The sequence below is a fragment of the Bradyrhizobium sp. BWC-3-1 genome (assembly GCF_032917965.1).
In the GTDB taxonomy this organism is placed as follows: Bacteria; Pseudomonadota; Alphaproteobacteria; order Rhizobiales; family Xanthobacteraceae; genus Bradyrhizobium; species Bradyrhizobium canariense_D.
Map to the genome: position 1 here is coordinate 5388420 of NZ_CP136625.1, position 22542 is coordinate 5410961.

Annotated in this window: 18 protein-coding genes; 7 read left to right on the forward strand and 11 right to left on the reverse strand. The window is 63.9% G+C overall.

Annotated elements, in window-relative coordinates:
• Genes RX329_RS26335 through RX329_RS26345 form a run of 3 tightly spaced genes read right to left on the reverse strand, consistent with a single transcriptional unit; the run spans position 1 to position 3731 of the window.
• Positions 1-1068, reverse strand: coding sequence for an enoyl-CoA hydratase/isomerase family protein (locus RX329_RS26335; protein ID WP_018459215.1), 1068 nt, complete (start codon positions 1066-1068; stop codon positions 1-3).
• The gene (locus RX329_RS26340) at positions 1065-2210 is read right to left on the reverse strand and encodes an isobutyryl-CoA dehydrogenase (RefSeq protein ID WP_018459216.1); all 1146 of its coding nucleotides are present in this window, start codon (positions 2208-2210) and stop codon (positions 1065-1067) included. The genes RX329_RS26335 and RX329_RS26340 overlap by 4 nt, the downstream gene beginning before the upstream one ends.
• 24 nt (positions 2211-2234) lie before the next feature.
• Positions 2235-3731 carry a CoA-acylating methylmalonate-semialdehyde dehydrogenase gene (locus tag RX329_RS26345; protein ID WP_018459217.1) on the reverse strand — a complete coding sequence of 499 codons (1497 nt, stop codon included), beginning with the start codon at positions 3729-3731 and terminating at the stop codon, positions 2235-2237.
• A 101-nt stretch (positions 3732-3832) separates the two neighbouring features.
• Between RX329_RS26345 and RX329_RS26350 the strand changes: the two genes are divergently transcribed.
• Positions 3833-4741 (forward strand): LysR family transcriptional regulator, encoded by a 909-nt coding sequence (locus RX329_RS26350; protein WP_085352820.1) that lies wholly within the window; start codon positions 3833-3835, stop codon positions 4739-4741.
• Between the two features lie 3 nt (positions 4742-4744).
• Here the strand turns inward: RX329_RS26350 and RX329_RS26355 are convergent, their stop codons facing one another.
• Both RX329_RS26355 and RX329_RS26360 read right to left on the reverse strand, forming a co-directional pair.
• Complete coding sequence (locus RX329_RS26355) at positions 4745-5365, reverse strand: TetR/AcrR family transcriptional regulator (RefSeq protein WP_018459219.1); 621 nt, start codon at positions 5363-5365, stop codon at positions 4745-4747.
• 59 nt (positions 5366-5424) lie between these two features.
• Complete coding sequence (locus RX329_RS26360; RefSeq protein WP_085352819.1) at positions 5425-5964, reverse strand: PaaI family thioesterase; 540 nt, start codon at positions 5962-5964, stop codon at positions 5425-5427.
• A gap of 151 nt (positions 5965-6115) precedes the next feature.
• Between RX329_RS26360 and RX329_RS26365 the strand changes: the two genes are divergently transcribed.
• From RX329_RS26365 to RX329_RS26375, 3 genes are all read left to right on the forward strand, one after another.
• Positions 6116-6886, forward strand: coding sequence for an enoyl-CoA hydratase (locus tag RX329_RS26365; RefSeq protein WP_018459221.1), 771 nt, complete (start codon positions 6116-6118; stop codon positions 6884-6886).
• A 142-nt stretch (positions 6887-7028) separates the two neighbouring features.
• Entirely contained in the window at positions 7029-8225 is a 1197-nt protein-coding gene (locus RX329_RS26370) for an acetyl-CoA C-acyltransferase (RefSeq protein WP_085352818.1), read from the forward strand.
• Positions 8226-8331: 106 nt separating this feature from the next.
• Positions 8332-9627, forward strand: coding sequence for an MFS transporter (locus RX329_RS26375; RefSeq protein WP_085352817.1), 1296 nt, complete (start codon positions 8332-8334; stop codon positions 9625-9627).
• Between the two features lie 219 nt (positions 9628-9846).
• Here RX329_RS26375 and RX329_RS26380 read toward each other — a convergent pair whose 3' ends face one another.
• From RX329_RS26380 to RX329_RS26405, 6 genes are all read right to left on the reverse strand, one after another.
• Entirely contained in the window at positions 9847-10608 is a 762-nt protein-coding gene (locus tag RX329_RS26380; RefSeq protein WP_317244448.1) for a hypothetical protein, read from the reverse strand.
• A 102-nt stretch (positions 10609-10710) separates the two neighbouring features.
• On the reverse strand, positions 10711-12420 hold the full coding sequence (locus RX329_RS26385) for a response regulator (RefSeq protein WP_085352815.1): 1710 nt from the start codon (positions 12418-12420) through the stop codon (positions 10711-10713).
• Positions 12417-13931, reverse strand: a complete 1515-nt coding sequence (locus tag RX329_RS26390; protein WP_085352814.1) for an ATPase domain-containing protein — start codon at positions 13929-13931, stop codon at positions 12417-12419. The genes RX329_RS26385 and RX329_RS26390 overlap by 4 nt, the downstream gene beginning before the upstream one ends.
• Before the next feature lie 263 nt (positions 13932-14194).
• Entirely contained in the window at positions 14195-15892 is a 1698-nt protein-coding gene (locus RX329_RS26395; RefSeq protein ID WP_317244449.1) for a GMC family oxidoreductase, read from the reverse strand.
• 421 nt (positions 15893-16313) lie between these two features.
• A complete protein-coding gene (locus RX329_RS26400) occupies positions 16314-17873 on the reverse strand; it encodes an acyl-CoA carboxylase subunit beta (RefSeq protein WP_085352812.1) in 1560 nt (519 codons plus the stop codon).
• The gene (locus RX329_RS26405; RefSeq protein WP_085352811.1) at positions 17803-18777 is read right to left on the reverse strand and encodes an IclR family transcriptional regulator; all 975 of its coding nucleotides are present in this window, start codon (positions 18775-18777) and stop codon (positions 17803-17805) included. The genes RX329_RS26400 and RX329_RS26405 overlap by 71 nt, the downstream gene beginning before the upstream one ends.
• 94 nt (positions 18778-18871) lie before the next feature.
• Here RX329_RS26405 and RX329_RS26410 point away from each other — a divergent pair, with 94 nt between their 5' ends.
• The 3 genes from RX329_RS26410 (at position 18872) to RX329_RS26420 (ending at position 22535) form a co-directional block, all read left to right on the forward strand.
• Positions 18872-19093, forward strand: coding sequence for an acetyl-CoA carboxylase biotin carboxyl carrier protein subunit (locus RX329_RS26410; RefSeq protein ID WP_018459231.1), 222 nt, complete (start codon positions 18872-18874; stop codon positions 19091-19093).
• A gap of 164 nt (positions 19094-19257) precedes the next feature.
• Positions 19258-20424 carry a TAXI family TRAP transporter solute-binding subunit gene (locus RX329_RS26415; protein WP_317244450.1) on the forward strand — a complete coding sequence of 389 codons (1167 nt, stop codon included), beginning with the start codon at positions 19258-19260 and terminating at the stop codon, positions 20422-20424.
• A gap of 35 nt (positions 20425-20459) precedes the next feature.
• The gene (locus RX329_RS26420; RefSeq protein ID WP_317244451.1) at positions 20460-22535 is read left to right on the forward strand and encodes a TRAP transporter permease; all 2076 of its coding nucleotides are present in this window, start codon (positions 20460-20462) and stop codon (positions 22533-22535) included.
• Positions 22536-22542 lie beyond the last annotated feature (7 nt).

The window sequence follows — 22542 nt, forward strand, 5'->3', positions numbered from 1 at the left end:
TTAGTTGAACTTCAATTCGTCGGCGCCGATCTCGGCGAGATAGTGCGCAAGCATGTCCGGCGTGACGTCCTCGATTCGCGACGGCGACCAGGTCGGATTGCGGTCCTTGTCGATCACGGCGGCGCGCACGCCTTCGCGAAAGTCGTCGCTGCGGAAGACTTCCAGCGCAGCCCGATATTCGCGCACCAGGCATTCTTCCAGGCTCGACGCGGTGCGCGCGAGCCGCAGCAGCTTGAGCGTCACCACCATGCCGCGCGGCGATTTTTCGTTGAGCGCCTTCAACGTCGCCAGCGCGAACTCGGAACCGTCGCGCTTGAGCGCGGCAAAAATGTCTTGCATGCGGTCGAAGCCGAACAGTGCGTCGATCGCCGGCTCCTTTGCGGCGACCGGCCCCGCGATCTCCCCGGTCGCAAAACCGTTGATGAGCTTGCTGACATCGGCCGCGGTGACGCCCTGGCGAACTTTGGTCAGCGCGTCGCGCAACTCGGGCCATTTGGCCGCCGATACCACCGCGTCGGCAAACCTGGCATGGATCGCATCGGGGCCGTTCATGGTCTGGCCGGTCAGGCCGAAATAAGTGCCGATCTCGCCCGGCGAGCGTGACAACAGCCAAGTGCCGCCGACGTCGGGAAAGAAACCGAGCCCGACCTCGGGCATCGCAAGCCTCGTACGGTCAGTCACGATTCGATGGCTCGCATGCGCCGAGAGTCCGACGCCGCCGCCCATCACAATGCCGTCCATGAAGGCGACATAAGGTTTCGGGAATTTCTTGATCCGGGCGTTGAGGATGTACTCTTCCCGCCACAGGATCTTGCCGAGGTCACCATTGACCTTCGAACTTTCCCAGAGCGCACGGATGTCGCCGCCGGCACACAAGCCACGCTCGCCGGCACCTTCCAGCACGATCACGGCAACGGCGGGATCGGCCTCAAAACGGTCGAGCGCCTTGTCGATGTCGCGAAACATCTCCAGCGTCACGGCATTGATCGCCTTGGGGCGGTTGAGCCTGATAAATCCGGCCGAGCCTTCGACCCATGCGACCAGATCGCCTTCCTCCGCTCCACTCATCGGGCGCCCTCGATCAATTTGCGCGCCACGATCAGCCGCATGATTTCGTTGGTGCCTTCGAGAATCTGGTGCACGCGCAAATCGCGCACGATCTTCTCGATGCCGTATTCGCTGAGATAGCCGTAGCCGCCGTGCAGCTGAAGCGCCTGGTTGGCGACCTCGAAGCCGGCATCGGTGCCAAAGCGTTTGGCCATCGCGCAGAGCATCGTGGCGTCGGGATCCTTGCGGTCTAGCGCCGCCGCTGCGCGCCACAGGAACGTACGCGCGGCCTCGAGCTCGATCGCCATGTCGGCGAGACGGAACTGCAATGCCTGGAATTCGTCGAGGCGTTTTCCAAAAGCCTTGCGCTCTTTCATGTAGGAACGCGCCTTGTCGAGCGCGGTCTGCGCGCCGCCTAGTGAGCACGCTGTGATGTTGAGACGCCCGCCGTCGAGGCCTGCCATCGCGATCTTGAAACCGACGCCCTCCTCGCTCAGCCGGTTGGCGACCGGCACGCGGGCGTTCTCGAAGATCACGGCGCGGGTCGGCTGCGCGTTCCAGCCCATCTTGCGCTCGTTGGCGCCGAACGAGACGCCCGGCGTGTTGCCGTCGATGACCAGCGTCGAGATGCCGCCGGGGCCATCGCCGCCGGTGCGCACCATCGCGACCAGGAGATCGGTCCCGCCGGCGCCGGAGATGAACTGCTTCTGGCCGTTGAGAACGTAATGATCGCCGTCGCGCACGGCACGGGTGCGGAGCGCTGCCGCGTCCGAGCCGGCGCCGGGCTCGGTCAGGCAGTAGCTCGCGATCAGCTCCATGGTGCAGAGCTTGGGCAGCCATTTGTGGCGCTGGGTGTCGCTGCCGTAGGCATCGATCATCCACGACGCCATATTGTGGATGGAGATGAAGGCCGAGGTGGTCGGACAGCCCGTCGCCAGCGCTTCGAAGATCAGCGCCGCGTCGAACCGTGTCATGGCGGAGCCACCCACATCCTCGCGGATGTAGATGCCGCCCATGCCGAGCGTGGCGGCCTCGCGCATCACCTCGACGGGAAAATGCTTCTCCTCGTCCCAGCGCAGCGCGTGCGGCGCGATCTTTTCCGCCGCAAACGCCAACGCCATGTCGCGAACCGCGATCTGATCCTCGTTCAGAGCGAACTGCATCTGTTAGCTTCGCTCCAACGACGGTTACTTCATCAGCGGGATCGAGAACTCCGCGCCTTCCTTGACGCCGGACGGCCAGCGCGAGGTCACCGTCTTGGTCTTGGTGTAGAAGCGGACCGAATCCGGGCCGTGCTGGTTGAGATCGCCGAAGCCCGACTTCTTCCAGCCGCCGAAGGTGTAATACGCAATCGGCACCGGGATCGGCACGTTGATCCCGACCATGCCGACATTGACCTTGGCCGCGAAGTCGCGCGCGGCGTCGCCGTCGCGGGTGAAGATCGCAACGCCGTTGCCGTAATCATGCTCCGACGGCAGCGCCAGCGCTTCCTTGTAATCGTGCGCGCGCACGACCGAGAGCACGGGGCCAAAAATCTCTTCCTTGTAGATCCGCATGTCCTTGGTGACGTTGTCGAACAGCGAACCGCCGAGATAGAAGCCGTTCTCGTAGCCCTGCATCTTGAAGCCGCGGCCGTCGACGGCGAGCGTCGCGCCTTCCTTGATGCCGATGTCGATATAGCCCTTGACCTTCTCGACCGCCTCGCGCGTCACCAGCGGACCGTAATCGGCGGAGGGATCGATCGAGGTGCCGATCTTGAGACTCTCGACGCGCGGGACCAGCTTTTCCATCAGGCGGTCGGCAGTGGCCTTGCCGACCGGAACCGCGACTGACACGGCCATGCAGCGTTCGCCGGCCGAACCGTAGCCGGCGCCGATCAGTGCGTCGACTGCCTGGTCCATGTCGGCATCCGGCATGATGATGGCGTGGTTCTTGGCGCCGCCAAAACATTGGCAGCGCTTGCCGGTCTGGGCGGCGCGCTCGTAGATGTATTGCGCGATCGGGGTGGAGCCGACGAAGCCGACGGCCTTGATGTCGGGATCGTCGAGGATGGCGTCGACCGCTTCCTTGTCGCCGTTGACGACATTGAGGATGCCGGACGGCAGGCCCGCCTCGATCATCAGTTCGGCAAGCATCATCGGCACGCCGGGATCGCGCTCCGACGGCTTCAGGATGAAGGCGTTGCCGCAGGCAATCGCAGGAGCGAACTTCCACATCGGAATCATCGCCGGGAAATTGAACGGCGTGATGCCGGCGACGACGCCGAGCGCCTGGCGCATCGAATAGATGTCGATGCCGGGGCCGGCGCCTTCGGTGTACTCGCCCTTCATCAGATGCGGAATGCCGCAGGCGAACTCCGCGACCTCGAGGCCGCGCTGGATGTCACCCTTGGCGTCAGGAACGGTCTTGCCATGCTCGCGGGCAAGCAGTTCGGCCAGCTTGTCGTAGTCGCGCTGCACCAGCTCGACGAACTTCATCATGACGCGAGCGCGGCGCTGCGGGTTGGTCGCGGCCCATTCCGGCTGCGCGGCGCGGGCGTTTTCCACGGCGGCGCGAACCTCGGCCTTGGACGCCAGCGCCACCTTGGCCTGAACGTCACCGGTCATCGGCTCGAAAACGTCGGCGGTGCGGCCCGAGGTGCCCTTGACCTCCTTGCCACCAATGAAATGTCCGACTGAACGCATGGAATGGTCTCCTTGAGGCGAGCTTGAACGCTTTGACAAATCCTATCGACCTGCATTTTATAGGATTCAAGTCTGAGATAATGCACCATAGATGTGCGAAAATGCTGGATCAAGGCGCTATCGACTGGGACGACTTCCGCTTCGTGCTGTCCATCGTGCGGGGCGGCTCGGTTTCGGCTGCGGCAAAACAGCTCGGCGTCGACCATGCCACCGTGATCCGCCGCGTCGACCGGCTGGAGAAGCACCTCTCGGCCAAGCTGTTTGACCGGCGCAAGACCGGCTACCTGCTGACAGAGGCCGGCCAGCGCGTCGCCGACAGCGCGGAAGCGATGGAATCGACCATCGTCGCCAACCAGGAGCAGGTCGGTGGCTCCGTGGCGCGGCTGACCGGCACGGTGCGGATCGGCGCGCCAGACGGATTTGGCACCGCCTTCCTGGCGCCCCGGCTCGCTCAGTTCGCCGACCGGTATCCCGATCTCGACCTGCAACTGGTGGCCACCGCGCGGCTGTTCAGCCTCTCCAAGCGCGAGGCCGATATCGCCATCAGCCTGACCATGCCGAAGGAAGGCCGCATCGTCGGCCGCAAACTGCTCGACTACCGCCTCGGACTTTATGCCGCGCCCGCCTATCTCGAACGCTTCCCGAAAATCACCTCGCGCGAGGTGCTGCCGCAGCATCGCTTTGTCGGCTATATCGAGGAGCTCTTGTTCACGCCCGAGCTCGACTATCTGCCGCAGGTGTCGCCGAAGATCTCCGCACGCTTGCGCAGCGCCAATCTAATCGCGCAACTCAACGCCACGCTCGCCGGCTTCGGTATCGCCGTGCTGCCACACTTCATGGCGGCCGACTATCCGCAGCTGATTGCGGTGCTGGCGGAAGAGGTCTCGATCACCCGCACCTTCTGGATGCTGATGCACGCTGACAGCAAGGACCTCGCACGCATCCGCGCGGTGGCGGATTATATTTCCGAGATTGTGGAGCGCGAGCGGGCGTTGTTTGCGGGGCTCTGAAGCCTAGCTCTGCTTCGCCTTTTTCGCCGCCGCAGCCTTCGGCTCACGCCGCGCGCCGTCCAGCGCGCTGTCCTTGCCCGTCTTCAGCACCTCATCCGACAGCTCGCTTGAGCCGGCAATGCGCGCGAGCAACATGGTGCCGGCCATGGTCGCCAGCGTCGCGATCGCCTGCTTGCGCGCGGCCTTGCGCGGCAGATTCGGGATGAAGTCCGTGATCATCTCGATCATCTCGTCGAGCTTGCCGGCAAAGGCCTTTCGCGTCTTCGGGCTCTCTCGGGCGATCTCGGCGCCGAGCGCGGGGATCGAGCAGCCGTGACCGGGGTTGTCGCGATGCACCGCGGAGAGATAGGTCTCAACGATCTGACTGAGCTGCTTCTCCGGCGTGACCTGATCGGATTGCTTGCGCCAGTGCTCCATCGAGCGATCCATAGCGTAGCCAAACGCCTCGATCACCAGCGCCTCGCGGGAATCGAAATGGGCGTAGAAGCCGCCATGGGTCAGGCCCGCTTCCTTCATGAGGTCGGCGACACCGATGCCGTGGGCGCCCTTTTCGCGCAGCCGCACGGAAGCCTTCTTCACGATGCGGTCGTGGGTTTCCTGCTTGTGTTCCCGGGAATAGCGCATGCGGATCTCATTGGATGTCGGGGGTCATCTAATAACACGGATATCGGCCGGACGGCGCATTAATTCCCGGTAAAATTGTTGCCGATCATGGAAAAGGTCGCCGTTGCGTGCACCGCAAGCGCCCCCTTACCGTCGCGGACAAATCCCTCGGCGTAGCTGGCCTGGCGTCCCAGCTTGATCACCTTGCCTTCGGCGGAGATCAACCCGGACCGGACCGAGAGCGGACGCAGGAAGGTCATTTTCAGATCGAGGGTGACGGAGCCCTGCCCGGGCTCCAGCCGGGTCGAGATCGCACACCCCATGGCGGTGTCGAGCAGCGCGGCGGCTGTGGCCCCGTGCAGGAGGCCTATGGTGTTTTCGAGATCCTCGCGCGGCTCGAGTTCCATGACGATCCGGCCCGGCTCGACCACGGCCATGATGAAGCCGATCAGCTTGGCAAAGGGTGGCGGCGGCAGCCTTCCGTCGCGGATGCCCAGCATCGCATCCATGCCTGACAGGCCCATCGCCACTTTCGCAACCGGCGCAGGCACCTGCCATTCAACCACCCGCTCGCGCCGGCCCGCAGGCGAAAACAGGTCGAGTTGATCGATGTCGGTCATCGCGGCCTCTTTTGTATGATTTTCATCATACTATGCTGCGGACTTAGCGCTGGCAACTCCCTCCCCGCCGGCTTGACAAGCAATGCGTTTCGGCCCGGAAGTGTGACCTGACCGGCGTATTCGCACGTCTACGAAGCTCAGAGATCCTCTCATGGAAATGCTCAACAACCACTGCGGGGTGACGCGCGATGCGCGCGGCGTCGTTCATGTCGCGATCTGCAATGCCGGCTCGCTGAACATTTTGAGCTCGCCCGTCACCGATGCGGTGCGCGAAGGCCTGCAGCAGCTCTCGTCCGACCGCAGCATCCGGGTCGTGGTGCTGCGCGGCCAGAGCGAGAAGAGCATGATCGGCGGCGCCGACATCAAGGAGATGGCCAAGCTCGACCAGAAGTCCGCCGAGGCCTTCATCAGCCGCCTGCGCGACCTCTGCGAGGCCGTGCGCGCCTTCCCGGCCCCTATGATCGCGCGCATGCCCGGCTGGTGCCTCGGCGGCGGGCTCGAAGTCGCCGCGGCCTGCGATTTCCGGATCGCCGCCCGTGATGCGCATTTCGGCATGCCGGAGGTGCGGGTCGGCATTCCCTCGGTGATCCATGCCGCGCTGCTGCCGCGCCTGATCGGGTGGGCCCGCGCGCGCTGGCTGGTGATGACCGCTGAGAACATCGACGCGCCGACGGCGCTGGCCTGGGGGTTGGTCGACAAGGTCGCGCCGGAGGGTGGGCTCGATGCCGAGGTCGAGCACCTCGTGAAGGCCCTGCTCGAATGCGGCCCCGAGGCGCTGCGGTCGCAGAAGGCATTGCTGCGGCAATGGGAGGAGCTGCCGCTGACCGAGTCGGTAAATTTGAGCGTCAAAGTCTTCGGCGAGTCGTTCCTGACGGACGAGCCGACGCGGCTGATGGGCGCGTTTGTGAATCGGAAGCGGTAGGCGCTCTCCACCTCGTCCGATCGAACGAGCAAATCTCATCCGACCTACGACAATTTCTCATGCCCCGCGCAGTTGCATTTTTTGCGCCGCATCATATGATGACCGTAATCCTACATAGTTGGCATCTCACGGAGTCTCACCCATGGCCGAAGCCGCCGATCCCGTCGTCATCGTCTCCGCCGTCCGGACACCGCTCGGCCGCTTCATGGGCGAGCTTTCGCCGCTGGCCGCGCACAAGCTCGGATCGCACGTGATCGGCGCGGCACTGGAGCGTGCCAAGCTTGCGCCGGAGAAAATCGACGAGGTTTTCATGGGCTGCGTCCTTCCCGCCGGCCAGGGCCAGGCCCCCGCGCGCCAGGCGGCGCGGGCCGCCGGCCTACCCGATGCCACCGGCGCGACTACTGTCAACAAGGTCTGCGGCTCCGGCATGAAAGCGACCATGCTGGCGCACGACATCATTTGCGCCGGCTCGGCCGAGATCGTCGTCTCCGGCGGCATGGAAAGCATGAGCAACGCGCCGTATCTGCTCGCCAAGGCGCGTGGCGGCTATCGCGCCGGCCATGATCGCATCATCGACCATATGATGATGGACGGCCTCGAAGACGCCTACGAGACCGGCCGCTCCATGGGCGATTTCGGCGAGGCCACCGCAGAAGCCTATCAGTTCACCCGCAAGGACCAGGACGCCTTTGCGATGGAAACGCTCAGCCGCGCACGCAAGGCGGTCGAGGGCGGTGCGTTCAAGGCCGAGATCGCGCCGATCACGCTGAGTGAGAAGGCCGGCCCCCGCATCGTCGCCAATGACGAACATCCGCTCAAGGTCGATCCCGCAAAGATCCCCGGGCTGAAGCCGGCGTTCCGCGCCAACGGCACCATCACGCCGGCGGCCTCCTCCGCCAACGCCGACGGCGCCGCTGCGCTGGTTCTGACGAAGCGCTCGCTCGCCGATCGCAGCGGCCTGCCGGCTCTCGCCGTGATCAAAGGCCACACCACCCACAGCCAGGAGCCGCAATGGTTCACTACGGCCCCGATCCCGGCGATCCGCAAGCTCTTGGACAAAGTCGGCTGGAATGCCGGCGATGTCGATCTGTTCGAGATCAACGAAGCCTTCGCCGTGGTGGCGATGGCGGCCCAGCGCGATCTCGGCATTCCCCGCGACAAGCTCAACATCAACGGCGGCGCCTGCGCGCTCGGCCATCCCATCGGCGCCACCGGCGCACGGCTGATCGTGACGCTGCTGCATGCGCTCGAGGCGCGAAACCTCAAGCGTGGCGTCGCCGCGCTCTGCATCGGCGGCGGCGAAGCTACTGCGATCGCGGTAGAGCGCCTGACGCACTGACGAGAACGTCCGGAAATGAGGGAACTCCGTCATTTCCGACAGACGCGTCCCGTGCCATTCTGAAAACTTGCGCAGGCTCTCGCCTGCCCATCAAGATTGAGGCCCAATGATCTCGAACTGGCTCGCGGCAACACTCGGCCGCCGCAATATCCACTACGGCTGGGTGATGGTCGGCGTGACCTTCCTCACCGCGCTGATCAGCGCCGGCACGGTCGGCGCGCCCGGCGTTTTCATTGTTCCGCTTCAGAAGGAATTCGGCTGGAGCACGGCGGAGATCTCGTCGGCGTTGTCGATTCGCTTCATCCTGTTCGGGCTGATGGCGCCGTTCGCGGCGGCCCTGCTCAACCGCTACGGCCTGCGAAATGTCACGCTGACCGCGCAGCTCATCGTGGTCTCGGCGCTGGTGCTCTCGCTCGGCATGACGGAGGTCTGGCAGCTCGTCGCGCTGTGGGGCGTCGTGATCGGGATCGGCACCGGCATGACCGCGCTGGTGCTGGGCGCTACCATCGCGACGCGCTGGTTCGCGGCGCGGCGCGGCCTCGTCGTCGGCATCATGACCGCGAGCGTCGCCACCGGTCAGCTCGTGTTCCTGCCGCTGCTGGCAAGCCTCACCGAACGCTTCGGCTGGCGGCTTGCGCTCGGCTTCGTCTGCATCGCACTTGGTGTTTCCGCCCTCGCGGTCCTGCTCGCGATGCGCGACCGTCCGAGCGATTTGGGCCTGCGCCCGTTCGGCGACGAAGGCACCACACCCCTGCCAGCGCCGCCCATCAGCCATGGCTCGATCACCGGCGTCGCACTCGGCACGCTGCGCGAGGCCTCGAAGAGCAGCGCGTTCTGGGTCCTGTTTGCGACGTTCTTCGTCTGCGGCGCATCCACAAACGGCCTCGTGCAGGTGCATCTGATTCCGATGTGCCTCGATTTCGGCATCCCGCAGGTGCAGGCCGCGGGCTTGCTGGCTGCAATGGGCATCTTCGACTTCTTCGGCACCATCATGTCGGGATGGCTTTCGGACCGCTACGACAACCGCTATTTGCTGTTCTGGTATTACGGCCTGCGCGGGCTCTCGCTGATCTTCCTCCCCTTCAGCGATTTCTCGTTCTATGGGCTCTCGATCTTCGCGATGTTCTACGGGCTCGACTGGATTGCAACTGTGCCGCCCACGGTGCGCCTGACCGCGCAGAAATTCGGACCTGAGCGCGCCAATCTGGTGTTCGGCTGGATCTTTGCAGGCCACCAGCTCGGCGCGGGCACCGCTGCCTTCGGCGCCGGTCTCTCGCGGACGGTCTATCAGAGCTACCTGCCCGCCTTCTTCATCGCCGGCGCGCTCTGCGTGTTCGCCTCGCTGATCGTGCTGACGCTGTCGCGACAACCGAAGCCGAAGCCGCAAGCGGCGATGGCTTAGTATCTGATGGTGCCGGTGACGCCGTAAAATGCGGCGTCACCGATCCGCCCGACACGAGGCGGGTCGTCCGGGTTCGGGGTGCCGCTCGATTGCGGAAGACGTACCTGAAATAAAGCGCGACCAGCCGTCGCAGATCGAAAATCAGCAAGGCGAACCTGCCGTAACCGTCAACAGACGCCTTGCGGATGTTCATGCGTCGCAATTATGTCGGCTGGCCGCTCAGGCGAGGGACCCCCCGCGCGGGTTGACGATCGTATAGCCACGCAATGAACGCGCATGCATTCGCGTCGCGTGTCCGCCCGAGTTGGCGTCGTACGCCATCCAGGTGTCCCCTTCCAAATGCTGCTCGAGGACGAATACATGTCCACGTCGCGCTGCGACCATTCCCGGTGCGGGTGATGTCCGCGGGAAGCGCAGCCAATTGGCCGCAAGATTCAATTCCGGCACGATACGGCCGAACACGCGCAGAGCCGCGCCGCAGCCGCAGAAGGAGGAAGGACACCCTGCCGGACGACTGCCGACGATGCGGGCGCTGGAGATGCTCGTCGTCGGGGCGCCGCCCGCGTCGGTCACTGTCAATTGCGTCGCGCGATAGGCTTGTAGCGAGGACCTGGGATTCAGTGGGGACCGGGAAGTCCGCTCACGGCGCGGTTGCGCATATGAGAAGTCGCAGGGCATCGTGACGTTGCATTCAGGTACTTGATGAATGCGATAAGTCCGTGCTTCGGAAGCGACGGAGCTGAGGGCAACCAAGAGACACGCAGAAAGAACTGCCTTGAACATTGCAGGGCTCCAAATTGAAGATCCCTGCCCCGGCAATGAGAAACCAATAACAGTTTGGCTGAAATCGGCTAAAAGAACGGCCAAAAGTGGCTTCATTAGCGGGCCGATTTCTGCAGTCCTCATAGCCCAGACGTAGCGGCGGAGATAGATATTCGCAGAGAACGAACGCGTGTCGTCGCAACCGAAATGCGATCGCATGTGCACGCGCCGCTCAGCGACGGGCGTCGACCGGCCCGAGCGCGCAATTGCGCAGGGTGCCCCTCGAGCCATAAACCCGGGCAGTGATTGTTGCGCGCTTGGTCAGCCCCGAGTCGTCGCCAACCCCGCTCCTGTGGCTATCGCAAAGTCCGATTTTGCAGCGCCGAGCGCTGCGGCGAGCTCGTCGATGTGGTAGGGTTTCGACAGGATCCGGATCCCAGCCTGCTCGGCGTCGTGAACCGCGGCTTCGGCGTATCCGCTCGTCAGCAGGACCGGAATGTCGCTTCGCCTTCTTCTGATCTCGCGCGCGAGTTCGACACCGTTCATGCCGCCCGGCATCATGATATCGGAAAACACCAGATCGACGGAGCGGCCGTCCGCTAGGGCACCGAGAGCCGCCGCAGCGCTGGCCGCGCGCGTGACCTGGTAACCGAGCTGCGCAAGCATCTCGCTGACGAGCGCGGCGACCTCGTCGTCGTCTTCGACGAGGAGGATTCGGCCCTGATTGGCCTTCTTGGGCCGAGCCCTGTTCAGGTCGATGAGGTGCCGTTCACCCGAAGGGATATTCCTGGATCGCGGCAAATAGAGCTCGATGCTGGTGCCCTCGTCGACGATCGATTTTATTCGAACCATCCCGCGTGATTGCGTCGCAAATCCGTGGACCTGAGCAAGCCCCAGGCCCGAGCCTTTCCCCACATCCTTGGTCGTGAAGAACGGTTCGAAGACCCGCGCCAGGATCTCGGGGCTCATTCCAACACCCCTGTCGACCACGGATAGGCGAACGTAATCGCCCGCGATCTCGTTCTCGTTCAGGCCGGCCAGGTTCTCGCCACGGACAACGATCGTACCGCCGTTCGGCATCGCATCGCGGGCGTTGACCGCCAGATTGAGAATGACCAGTTCGAGCTCTCCCGGATCGACCTCAACCGGCCAAAGCCCCTCCGGAAAATCGAACTCGACGTGAACGTCGCCTCTCAGGCTCCGATCGAGCAATTCGCGCATGCCGCCGATCTGCGCGGGGATGTCGACGGCCTCGGGCCGGAGCTTCTGCCGCCGTGAAAAAGCCAGAAGCTGCCTGGTCAGGCCCGCACCACGCTGCGCCGCCTGAACCATTCCTTCCAACAGCCGACGCCGCCGATCAGGATCGGTCTGTCGGTCGAGCATGTCCAATCCACCGGAGATCACCATCAGCAGATTATTGAAATCGTGAGCTACTCCGCCGGTCAATTGCCCAATGGCCTCGATCTTCTGGGCCTGACGAAGGGTCTCCTCGACGCGGGCGCGCTCTTCCATTTCGGCCCGCAGATGCTTGTTGGCCTCCTCGAGGGCACGGGTGCGCTCGACCACGAGCTTCTCGAGCTCCTGGGCCGTCCGCTCGCGCGCCTGCAGCAAGGTCCGAATCTCATATTGCCGCCGGCGGGCCCGCATTGCGGATTGAATTGCGCTCGTCAGCGTGATCGGCTGAACCGGGCGCTCGAGCAGCGAAACGTTGCGGAGTGTATCGACGATGCTGCGGCGCCAGGCAACCACCGCCGGCTGCTCCCGGTGGCTGGTAAGAATGACAAAGGGCAGGTCGGACCAGGGCGGCTGCCGCTCGATCCAATGTGCCAGCGGCTGGGTATCCTTTCCGAACAAGCCCTCCTCGGCGAGAAGCACCGCGCCCACGCCAGCCGACATCTCGTTGACCAGTTCAGGCAGACCTCGACAATTGATTGCCACGAGATTCGAACTGCGGAGAAGCTCGACCGATGCCGGTCCATCGCGGCCAATCGGAGCAAACACGAGGACGCAATGATCGCGGTCGGCGCTCATTCCGACAGCCCCTCCGGTATCTCCGTGCCCGAGTAACGCGGATTCCCGGAAAAGATGCCGCTGAATCCGGTCAGCGGAGGACCGACCGTAATGCCGGCACTGCCAAGACGAAACTCGCGGATGGAATTTTCATGATTGCCGCTGCGCTTCTTCACGACCGAGAGGGCGCGCCGCACCGTTCCGCCGACCTCGAAATAGCGCAGCATGAGCACGGCATCGCTCAAATAGCTGATATCGAGAGCCGTTTCCATCGGACCGACCAGCCCGTGCTGAGCGAGGATCAGGACGGTCAGCACGCCTTTCTGCCCGAGATAGCTCAGGAGCTCGTGCATCTGGAGGATGAGAAATCGCTCATCCGGCATTGCGTTGAGGTAGCCGTTCAGACTGTCGATGACAACAATTCGGGCGTTGTCCTTTTCGACGCTGTTGCGCACATTGGCGGCGAATTCGCCGGGGGACATTTCGGCGGGATCGATCTGTTTAAATCGGATGAGTCCCGATTGCAGATGGCTTTCAAGCGGCAGGCCCAGCGTTCGAGCCCGGGCCTCCACTGTACCGCGACCTTCATCGAAGGCAAAGAACACCGCATGCTCACCGCGATCTGCCGCCGCGATCGCATAGGTCAGCGCGAGAGACGACTTGCCGACACCGGCGGCGCCCAAGAGCAGCGCACTGGTGCCGCGCTCGAGCCCTCCTCCCAGGAGCTGGTCGAGTTGTGCATTGCCGCTGGGCGTCAATTCACCGATAAACGAGGTGTGATGTTCCGCCGCCACCAGACGGGGGAATATCCGCACCCCTCCCGCTTCGATCGTGAAATCGTGGAAACCGCCGCGAAATCGAATGCCGCGCATCTTAATCACGCGAAGCCGCCGGCGCTCTGCCCCATAATCAATGGCGAGCTGTTCGAGCATCACGACGCCATGCGCGATCGAATGGAGTTGCAGGTCGTCCTGGGAGGACGAGAGATCGTCGAGGAGGATGACCGTGCAGTTGCGGTTGGTGAAAAAGTGCTTCAGGGCCAGAACCTGGCGCCGGTACCGCAGCGGGTTCTGCGCAAGGAGGCGGAGCTCGGACAGGCTGTCCAGCACCACGCGCGCGGGATTGATCCGTTCGACCTCCTTGAATATCAGGCCCGTGGTTTCGCTCAGCTCCATTTCGGCGGGGTGAAAGACGGTGAGCTCGCGCTCCGGATCGAGCGTCGTCTCGGGCGGCACCAGTTCGAAGATGTCGACCCCTTCCAGCGACCAGCCGTGCCGCTGTGCAACCAGCGTCAGCTCACGCTTGGTCTCCGACAAGGAGATATAGAGCACGCGTTCACCGCAACGGGCGCCCTCGAGAAGGAATTGCAGCGCCATCGTGGTCTTGCCCGAGCCGGGCCGGCCCTCGTAGAGGTACATGCGATTGGGATCGAGCCCGCCGTAGAGGATATCGTCGAGACCGTCACTGCCGGTCGAAATCCTAGGCAACTCTCCGGGATCGCTGGTTTGCGCCCGGCTTGATGAATTGATCATTGAACCCCCGTGAAGCTCCATCGCCGACAGTGCGCTCCGGCCCCGAGATGGGACGCGCGGTCAGCGGCCCGTCTCAGTCGTAAGGCGAAATCTGGCAAAGAACGCCGAAGCCGGGTTCCAAGTTCCGCCTAAGCACGCATGTCGGCCAGACCGTCGGCCGCGGAACCGTTCTCGCCCACCATTTCAGCTTTTGCGGTATCACTAGCGGTCCTGGACGGTCAGCGTCGACAAGGCGGTTCGCCAGCCCGAAAAGCCGCGCCGGCTCACTGCATCATCGCGGCCGCGATCTTCTCCGCCGACATCAGGACCGGAAAATTGGTGTTGGCGCACGGCACCACCGGGAAGATCGAGGCATCGACGACGCGCAGGCCCTGCACGTCCTTGACGCGCCCCTCTGGATCGACCACCGCCATCGGATCATCGGTCCGGCCCATGCGGCACGAGCAGGAGGCGTGCCACACGCCGATCGTGGCCTTGCGCACGAAGGCTTCCAGCGCCTCGTCATCGTTGATGACGTCGTCGAAGGTGAAGCCCTCGACCACGAAATTGTCGATCATGTAGTGGCGCAGCGCCGCCGGCCCGTCCATCAGGGCCGCGGCGATCTTGGTCAGAATCCGATTCTTGGTGTTGACCACGCCGATCTTGCGCACACGGTCGGTATAGGAGGCCGGGAACGGCTTGTCCGTCACGGCCCTGACCACGTCGCTCATCTGCACGGCCGCCATCTTGCGGAAACCGCTCATCAGGCGATCAAGGTCGCGCCGGTCGGACAACAGGTTGAATTCGACGATCGGCTCGACTGCCGGGTCGCGCGAGGCAAGCTTGACCTGTCCGGTCTCCGAATAGGTCTTGTTGACGAATGTCAGGAGCGATCCGATTTGCTCACCGACGGCGTGCCAGGCCGATTTGCTGAGCAGCACGACGAACATGTCGCCTTTCGGTACGCCTTCGAGCCCGGACGAGTAACGCAGGCCAAGCTGCATGTGGCGCCTGGTGTGCTCGTTCATCCGCGCGCCGCGGCGGACAAAGGACGACAGCGAGATCGAGGGATGATCCATCAGGCGTTGGCCGACGCCCTGCAGCCCCATCAACACGGGAATGCCCATATCCCTGAGGTGACCGACCGGGCCGATGCCGGCGCGCAACAGATGCGCCGGCGAATGGATGGCGCCGCTGGAGAGAATGATCTCGCGGGCGCGGAATTCCTGCTCCCGCCCGTCGACCACCGCCTTCACCCCGACGCACCGCGTGCCTTCGAACAGCAATTCCCTGACTTGCGTGTTGGTGGAGATCGTGAGGTTGGCGCGCTTGCGCGTGTCGCGATCGAGATAGCCCATGGCAGCCGAGACGCGTTGCTCGGCCTGGTTCGAGTGCGTCACCGGGAAAAACCCGTCGACGAACTCGCCATTCTGGTCCGGCAGGAACTGATGTCCGGCCTGCTGGAAGGCCTGCGCGAACGCCTGCGAATGCCGCGTCCAGTGCTCCCTGGGGATTCGGCGGACCGGGATGCGGCCGTCCTTGCCGTGGTAGGGACCGTCGAAATCGAGGTCGCGCTCGACCTTCTTGAAGAAGGGCAGCACATCATTCCAGCTCCACCCCGCAGCGCCGCGCGCTTCCCATTCGTCGTAATCGGTCGGCGCGCCGCGGTTGGCCATCTGGCCGTTGATCGAGGAGCCGCCGCCGAGCACGCGAGCCTGCTCGTATTTGCGCAGGGGTGGGCGCCCTTCATCCGGATTGTTGTGGCTGACGATCTGGGTCGTGACCTTGAGCTCGGTCCAGTGGAAGCGCGGATCGAAATAGGCCGTACCCGGATAGCTGTCCTTGATCTCGGCCGGCTCGTCTCCGGGCGGTGTGTCCTGTCCGGCCTCGCAGAGCAGGACCTTGTTGGCGCTCCTCGCGGAGAGCCGGTGGGCCAGCACGGACCCCGCCGAGCCGCCGCCCACGATAATGAAGTCATACACGATTGGCGCTTCCTCTTGTTCTTGCCCGGGAAGCGTAGCGCGTTATTGTTTTGAGGTCACGTCATCGCTGCCGCGCAAAGCGCGAGCACAAGGCCGTCGACGCCAAGGGCACCGCCCGGCGGCTGGCATCCGCCGTCCGGTCAGCAGGTGACGAGGGAGCGAACCGAGGAGGCTTTACGGCTTCCTCACGAAGCCCGCGCGCAACCGCTCGGCAAACCAGACTACAAAAATCGAAGCGAACGACAGGCAGAAAAATATGGCCGTCCAAAGCAGCGCGTTACCCGCATTTGTCATGACGTCTCTCCCTCGTTTCAAACGAGACGCTTGCAGACAATCGGACGCGACGTGTTGCGATAGATCAATTTTGCCGAACTGCAATTAGGCTGAGATCGGCAACAGCTGCTCGCAGTGACGGCTGAAGCTACGGCCTGATCGAAAAATTCCCCGGCGGCCCTGGCTTTCGCAATGGCTCCGACAGCCGCGCGAACTCGCACAGCAGCGACCGCGTCTTCCTGGGATCGATGATCTCCTCCACCCAGAATTTTTCGGCGGAGCGGAACGGCGAGCGCAGCTTGTTGAGGCGGTCCTCGATCTCTTTCAGTTTCTCCGCCTTGTCCTCGGCCGCGTCGATGTCCGCGCGGTAGGCGGCTTCGATGCCGCCTTCGAGCGGGAGCGAGCCCCAATAGGCCGACGGCCAGGCGTAGCGGATCGAGAAGCGGTCGGCGGGCTGATGCACCACGCCGGCGACGCCGAAGGCGTTGCGCAGGATCACCGTGCACCAGGGCACCGTGGCCTGGTTGACCGCGGCCATAGCGCGAACGCCATGGCGGATGGTGCCCGCCTTCTCCGCATCGAGCCCGATCATGAAGCCGGGGCAGTCCATGAGATAGACGATCGGCAGATGGAAGGTCTCGGCGAAGTCGACCCAGCGCACGACCTTCTGGCAGGCATCCGCCGTCCAGGAGCCGCCATAGTGAAAGCTGTCGCTGGCGAGCACCATCACCGCCCTGCCCTCGAGCCGCGCGAGGCCGACAATGATCGGCTTGCCGAAATTCTTGGCGACCTCGAAGAACGAGCCCTTGTCCACGACCTGTTCGACGATCGGCCGTATCTTGTAGACCTGCTTGCGGTTGCGTGGCACCGCGCTCATCAGCGTCTCTTCGGTACGCTCCGGATTGTCGGTGCAGGGCAAGGTCGGCGGCAGCTCGTAAACCGACGACGGCAGATAGGACAGGAATCGCCGCGCACAGGCGAAGGCGTCCTCCTCCGTGTCGACGGCATGATCGACCGCGCCGGCGCGGGTCTGGATGTCGGCGCCTCCGAGCTCTTCCTTCGAGAGGTCCTGCCCCAGCGCCTTCACCACCGGCGGACCTGCGACGAACATCGCGGACTTCCGGGTCATGATGGAATAGTGGCTGGCGGCAAGACGCGCGGCACCGAGCCCTGCGACCGAGCCGAGGCCGAGCGCGACCACGGGCACGCGCGACAAATTGTCGGTGGTGAAGCGATACCAGCGTGTGCCGCCGATGCCGCCCGGCAAGTTCGCCGCGCCCTTGGTCTCGATAGTCTTGACCGAGCCGCCGCCGCCGGAGCCTTCGATGATGCGGACGATGGGCAGGCGGAGATCATGCGCCATCTCCTCCGCCATCAGCGGTTTTGCGGAGATGGACGCGTCCGCCGAGCCGCCGCGCACGGTGAAATCGTCGCCGACCACGACGACGGTGCGGCCTTCGATGCGCGCGCGGCCGAACACGCAGTTCGCCGGCGTCAATTTCTGCAACTCGCCGTTGGAATCGTATTCACCGACGCCGGAGACGGCGCCGATCTCGTGAAAGCTGCCCTTGTCGGTCAGTCTGTCGATACGCTCCCGAACAGTCAGTCGGCCCTGGTCATGCTGACGCTTGACCTTGTCAACGCCGCCCATCTCCCGCGCGAAGGCTTCGCGCCGGGCGAGCTCGTCGAGTTCCGGCTTCCAGTTCATTCACTCCCTCCGAATTGATCGGCTTGTTATTGTTGTGCACGGCCATGGCGACCGGTTTACGCGGGATGCGGGCGTTGAAGACGTCGCCTTCCGCGCCCTCCATCAGGCTGCCGAGCGAACGGCCGAGCGCGAGCATCAGCGGCGCGACTTCGGCATGCAGGCGCTCTTCGTCGTACATCGCCGACAGAAGACCGATCGTGATGACGACGAAGGTCTGGTATTGCGGCGACCAGATCGGCACCGCGAGCCCGTTGATATGCGGGCTCCACAGGCCGCAGGCCACGACATAGCCGCGCTCATGCAGCGACTGCCGGTTGGCCTCGATGCGGGGCCGCAGGATTTTCGCAGCCTCGGGAGCTTCCCGCTCCATGTCCGCGATGAAGGCATCGCCGACCTCGGGCGCCAATGCCGCGGTGTAGGCTGCGCCTGCAGCGGTCGAGGCCATCGAGATGCGGCTGCCGGTGCCCTCGTGCAGCCCGAGTGCCGAGGCCGAACGCGCGAACTGGAGATAGACCAGATGGAAGCGATCGGGGACCACGAAGCCGACGGTGCCCGGCAGTTGCTCGGCGACTTCCTGGAGCCGCTGGCGGATCATGCTGCGCAGCTGCGCGCCCTTCATCATCGAGGCGCTCATCGCCACCGCGCTCGGCCCGATGCGATATTTCTGATCGCGCGGCAGATAAACCAGTTGCCCCATCCGCGTCAGCGTGTGCGTCAACCGCGACACCGTGGAGCGCGGCAGGCCGCAGCGATTTGAAATTTCGAGATTGCCAAGCCTGGCCTCGTGGCCTTCGAAGCACCGCAACACGTCGAACGCGCGCGACACCACCTGGATGACATCACCCTCGCCGGCTTCGCCAGCGAGCGCACCTTGTCTACTCAACCGCTCCGAACGTCGTCCCATGATCCCTACCGCTTGTTCCGCTGTGCGGAATTAAATTCCGCTTGCAGAAGAAACTACCTCAGGCATTTTGCGACCACAACAAAAAGGCGATGGCATGCCAGAAATTAAGATCGTCACGGAGATCGCCGGACGCGTCTGCGCAACTCCCGTGCAAGTTGGAGGAACCGTTGCAGATGGCGATGAGATTGTGGTGGTCGAAGCGATGAAGATGGAGATACCGGTGCTTTCGCCTGTGAGCGGCGAGATCACATCGCTTCTGGTGAAGCTCGACGACGTCGTTACCGAAGGACAGGCGATCGCAATCGTCGCAAGCTGACTGCATTCTCCGTCGTTTTCCGCGACATTCTGTCAGCCTCATTGCTGCGTTCGCGGTACGGCGTTGCCATCGCCTGACCGCGATGACATGATCTCTCAAACAAAACCTGTTTCAAACAAAGAAAGAAATCGTCGCGGCAAACGCGAGGATCATTGGAGGGAAACATGCGTCGTGGGCTGATCATGCTCGCGCCTGCCGTGGTGGCAGGCCTTTCTTTTGTGTCTACACGCTATGCATTCGCCGACGGCATCAAGCTGCCGGCAACATTGACGTTCACCGCCTATGACACCGGTACCGCCGGCTTCAACATCGCGGTCGGCGTCGGCAAGATGATGAAGGACAAATACTCGACCGACGTGCGCGTGCTCCCCGCAGGCAACGATGTCGCGCGTCTGGCGCCGCTGCGCGCCAAGCGCGCGGTCTCCGCGGCGATGGGATCGGGGACATATTTCGCGCAGGAGGGCGTGTTCGAGTTCGGCTCCAGGGAATGGGGCCCGCAGCCGCTCCAGATCCTGCTCTCGAGCGTTGATTGCAATTGCGGTTCGCTCGGCGTGGCCGCGGATACAGGGGTGAAGGAGCTGAAGGACCTCAAGGGAAAGCGCGTCGGCTTCGTCGTCGGCTCGCCGGCACTGAACCAGAACTCGCTCGCGGTGCTCGCCTTCGCCGGCCTGACGCAGAAGGACGTCAAGATCGTCGAGTTCGCAAGCTACGGCGCGATGTGGAAGGGCTTGATCAACAACGACACCGATGCGGCCTTCGGCACCACCATCACCGGTCCCGCCAAGGAAGCCGAGACTTCGCCGCGCGGGCTGGTCTGGCCGCCGCTGCCGGCCAAGGACAAGGAAGGCTGGGCACGGATGCAGAAGGTCGGCTCGTTCTTCTTCCCGCAGACCGCGACCTGCGGCGCCGGTATCTCGCCGGACAAGCCGATCGAGCTCGGCAACTATCCCTATCCGATCTTCGTCGCCTACGCCTCGCAAGCCCCCGAGCAGGTCTATGCGATCACCAAGGCGATGATCGTGAACTACGATTCCTACAAGGACTCCGCGCCCGGCGCCGGCGGGCTTGCGGCCGATCGCCAGACCAAGAAATGGGTGGTGCCGGTGCATCCCGGCGCGGTGAAGGCTTTGAAGGAGGCCGGGCAATGGAACGACGCACAGGAGGCGCACAACAACGGACTGATCAAGCGGCAAGAGGTGCTTGGCGCCGCGTGGACCGACTACGGAAAATCCAATCCGCCTGCGGATGATAAGGCGTTCCTCGACGCCTGGATGAAGGCGCGTGCCGCGGCGCTTGCGAAGGCCGACATGCCGAACGGGTTCGAGGATTAGTTCACAGCGTTAATTGTCCACGCCCGGGGTCGATCATGTCGTCTGCTTCAGTCTCCACCCCCTCCCAGGACGAGGCCAAGCGGATCGTGTTCGACGATCCGCATGGCGCCGCCGCCAACATGCAGGAAGCGGAAGTTACGCGCGTGCGAAGCTTGCGTGGCGCCTGGCGCTGGCTGCTCGTCCTCGCGACCGCCGCGACCATCCTGCTCTGCATCAACCAGCAATTCTCGCTGCGCTTCTTCGTCGGCTACACCCAGCTCAACACGGAATACTTCTACCTCCTGATCGCCCTGATGCTGCCGTTCACGTTCCTGATCTTCCCGGGGACCCCGCGCGCGCCGCTCGACCGCATTCCCTGGTATGACCTTCTCTGCTTCGTCGTGACCTTTGCCGCCGCGCTGCTGTTGATGTCGAACGTCCGCAAGGCCGCCGAGGCCGGCTGGGAATTCGGCGGCGCGCCGAACAGCGTGATCGCAGCCGGTCTCGTGATGTGGGTGATGTTGATGGAGGCGCTGCGCCGCACCGGCGGCTGGAGCCTGCTACTGAGCGTGCTTCCCTTCACCGTCTATCCGCTGTTCGCGGAATCCAGCTGGCTCGGGCCGTTCCGCGGCACGCAGTCGACGCTGGAGCAGGCGACCGCCTATCACGTGCTGTCGGGCGAGAGCCTGCTCGGCATTCCCATCCAGGCGTTTGCCGACACCGTGATCGGCTTCCTGGTGTTCGGCACCGCGTTGATGATGACCGGCGCCGGAAAGTTCTTCATCAATCTCGCCTTCGCGCTGTGTGGCACGTTCCGCGGCGGCGCGGCCAAGGTGTGCATCTTCGCCAGCGGCCTGCTCGGCATGATGTCAGGCTCGATCATCTCCAACGTGCTGACCGCCGGCACCATGACCATTCCGGTGATGAAGAAGAGCGGCTTTCGCGCCTCCTATGCGGGCGCGATCGAGGCTTGTGCCTCGACCGGCGCGGTGCTGGCGCCGCCGGTGATGGGCGCGACCGCCTTCGTAATCGCGCAGTTCCTCAATGTCAGCTACGCCGATGTCGCGATCGCGGCCATCATTCCCGCCGCGCTCTATTATATCGGCCTGTTCATGCAGGTCGATTCCTACGCCGCACGACACGGGCTGAAGGGCATTCCGCGCGCGGAGCTGCCGCGGGTCATGGATACAATCAAGGATGGCTGGTACTACGTCTTCGTCATCGCCCTCCTGATCGTGATGCTGCTCTACTTCAAGCGCGAGAGCCATGCGCCATTCTACGCCACCGCATTGCTTCTTGTGCTCAACCAGCTGTTCTCGAAGGACACGCGCTGGACTGTCGCGACCATCGGCAAATTCCTCGAGGTCAACGGCCGCACCTTCGTCGAGCTTGTCGGCATCCTCGCCGGGTGCGGCCTGCTGATCGGCGCCTTCTCGATGACCGGCGTGGTGTCGAGCCTCGCCAACGACCTGCTGCATATCGCCGGCGACAATCCGTTCCTGCTGCTCGGCATGTGCGCCCTGACCAGCCTGATTCTCGGGCTCGGCCTGACCACGACGGCCTGCTACATCTTCCTCGCCATCCTGGTCGCACCCGCGCTGGAGAAGCTCGGGCTGAACAAGATGGCCGTGCACATGTTCATTTTCTACTGGGGCATGCTGTCGTCGATCACCCCGCCGGTCGCGATTGCATCATTCGCAGCGGCAGGTATTGCCGGCTCGCCGGCGATGAAGACGGGCCGGGAATCGATGTGGGTCGGCAGCATCATCTATTTCATCCCGTTCTTCTTCGTGCTCAATCCCGCGCTGGTGCTGCAGGGGCCGAGCCCCTATCTGGCCGGTCTCGGCTTGATGGCGCTCGCGGCGTTCGGCACGCTGTTCATCTGCGGCGGCATCCAGGGCTACCAGCCCTTTGTCGGCGATCTCCGCGGCGCCGGTGCGCTGGAGTGGCCCATCCGCGTGCTGCTGGTGATCGGCGGTTTCGTGGTGGCCACCCCCGGCGGCGGCATCATGCCGCTGTCGCAGATGCAGGTGACGCTGCTCGGCCTCGCCATCCTGATCCCCACGATTTTGCTCGCCCTGCTGCTGGTCCGGCGGCAGACCGTGGTGCCGGACGGGTTGCGCGTGCCCTGATTGCGTT

Coding starts and splice junctions, on each gene's coding strand:
- RX329_RS26335 (WP_018459215.1), bottom strand. CDS start 1,068: ATGAGTGGAGCGGAGGAAGGCGATCTGGTCGCATGGGTCGAAGGCTCG.
- RX329_RS26340 (WP_018459216.1), bottom strand. CDS start 2,210: ATGCAGTTCGCTCTGAACGAGGATCAGATCGCGGTTCGCGACATGGCG.
- RX329_RS26345 (WP_018459217.1), bottom strand. CDS start 3,731: ATGCGTTCAGTCGGACATTTCATTGGTGGCAAGGAGGTCAAGGGCACC.
- RX329_RS26350 (WP_085352820.1), top strand. CDS start 3,833: ATGCTGGATCAAGGCGCTATCGACTGGGACGACTTCCGCTTCGTGCTG.
- RX329_RS26355 (WP_018459219.1), bottom strand. CDS start 5,365: ATGCGCTATTCCCGGGAACACAAGCAGGAAACCCACGACCGCATCGTG.
- RX329_RS26360 (WP_085352819.1), bottom strand. CDS start 5,964: ATGACCGACATCGATCAACTCGACCTGTTTTCGCCTGCGGGCCGGCGC.
- RX329_RS26365 (WP_018459221.1), top strand. CDS start 6,116: ATGGAAATGCTCAACAACCACTGCGGGGTGACGCGCGATGCGCGCGGC.
- RX329_RS26370 (WP_085352818.1), top strand. CDS start 7,029: ATGGCCGAAGCCGCCGATCCCGTCGTCATCGTCTCCGCCGTCCGGACA.
- RX329_RS26375 (WP_085352817.1), top strand. CDS start 8,332: ATGATCTCGAACTGGCTCGCGGCAACACTCGGCCGCCGCAATATCCAC.
- RX329_RS26380 (WP_317244448.1), bottom strand. CDS start 10,608: ATGCGATCGCATTTCGGTTGCGACGACACGCGTTCGTTCTCTGCGAAT.
- RX329_RS26385 (WP_085352815.1), bottom strand. CDS start 12,420: ATGAGCGCCGACCGCGATCATTGCGTCCTCGTGTTTGCTCCGATTGGC.
- RX329_RS26390 (WP_085352814.1), bottom strand. CDS start 13,931: ATGATCAATTCATCAAGCCGGGCGCAAACCAGCGATCCCGGAGAGTTG.
- RX329_RS26400 (WP_085352812.1), bottom strand. CDS start 17,873: ATGAACTGGAAGCCGGAACTCGACGAGCTCGCCCGGCGCGAAGCCTTC.
- RX329_RS26405 (WP_085352811.1), bottom strand. CDS start 18,777: ATGGGACGACGTTCGGAGCGGTTGAGTAGACAAGGTGCGCTCGCTGGC.
- RX329_RS26410 (WP_018459231.1), top strand. CDS start 18,872: ATGCCAGAAATTAAGATCGTCACGGAGATCGCCGGACGCGTCTGCGCA.
- RX329_RS26415 (WP_317244450.1), top strand. CDS start 19,258: ATGCGTCGTGGGCTGATCATGCTCGCGCCTGCCGTGGTGGCAGGCCTT.
- RX329_RS26420 (WP_317244451.1), top strand. CDS start 20,460: ATGTCGTCTGCTTCAGTCTCCACCCCCTCCCAGGACGAGGCCAAGCGG.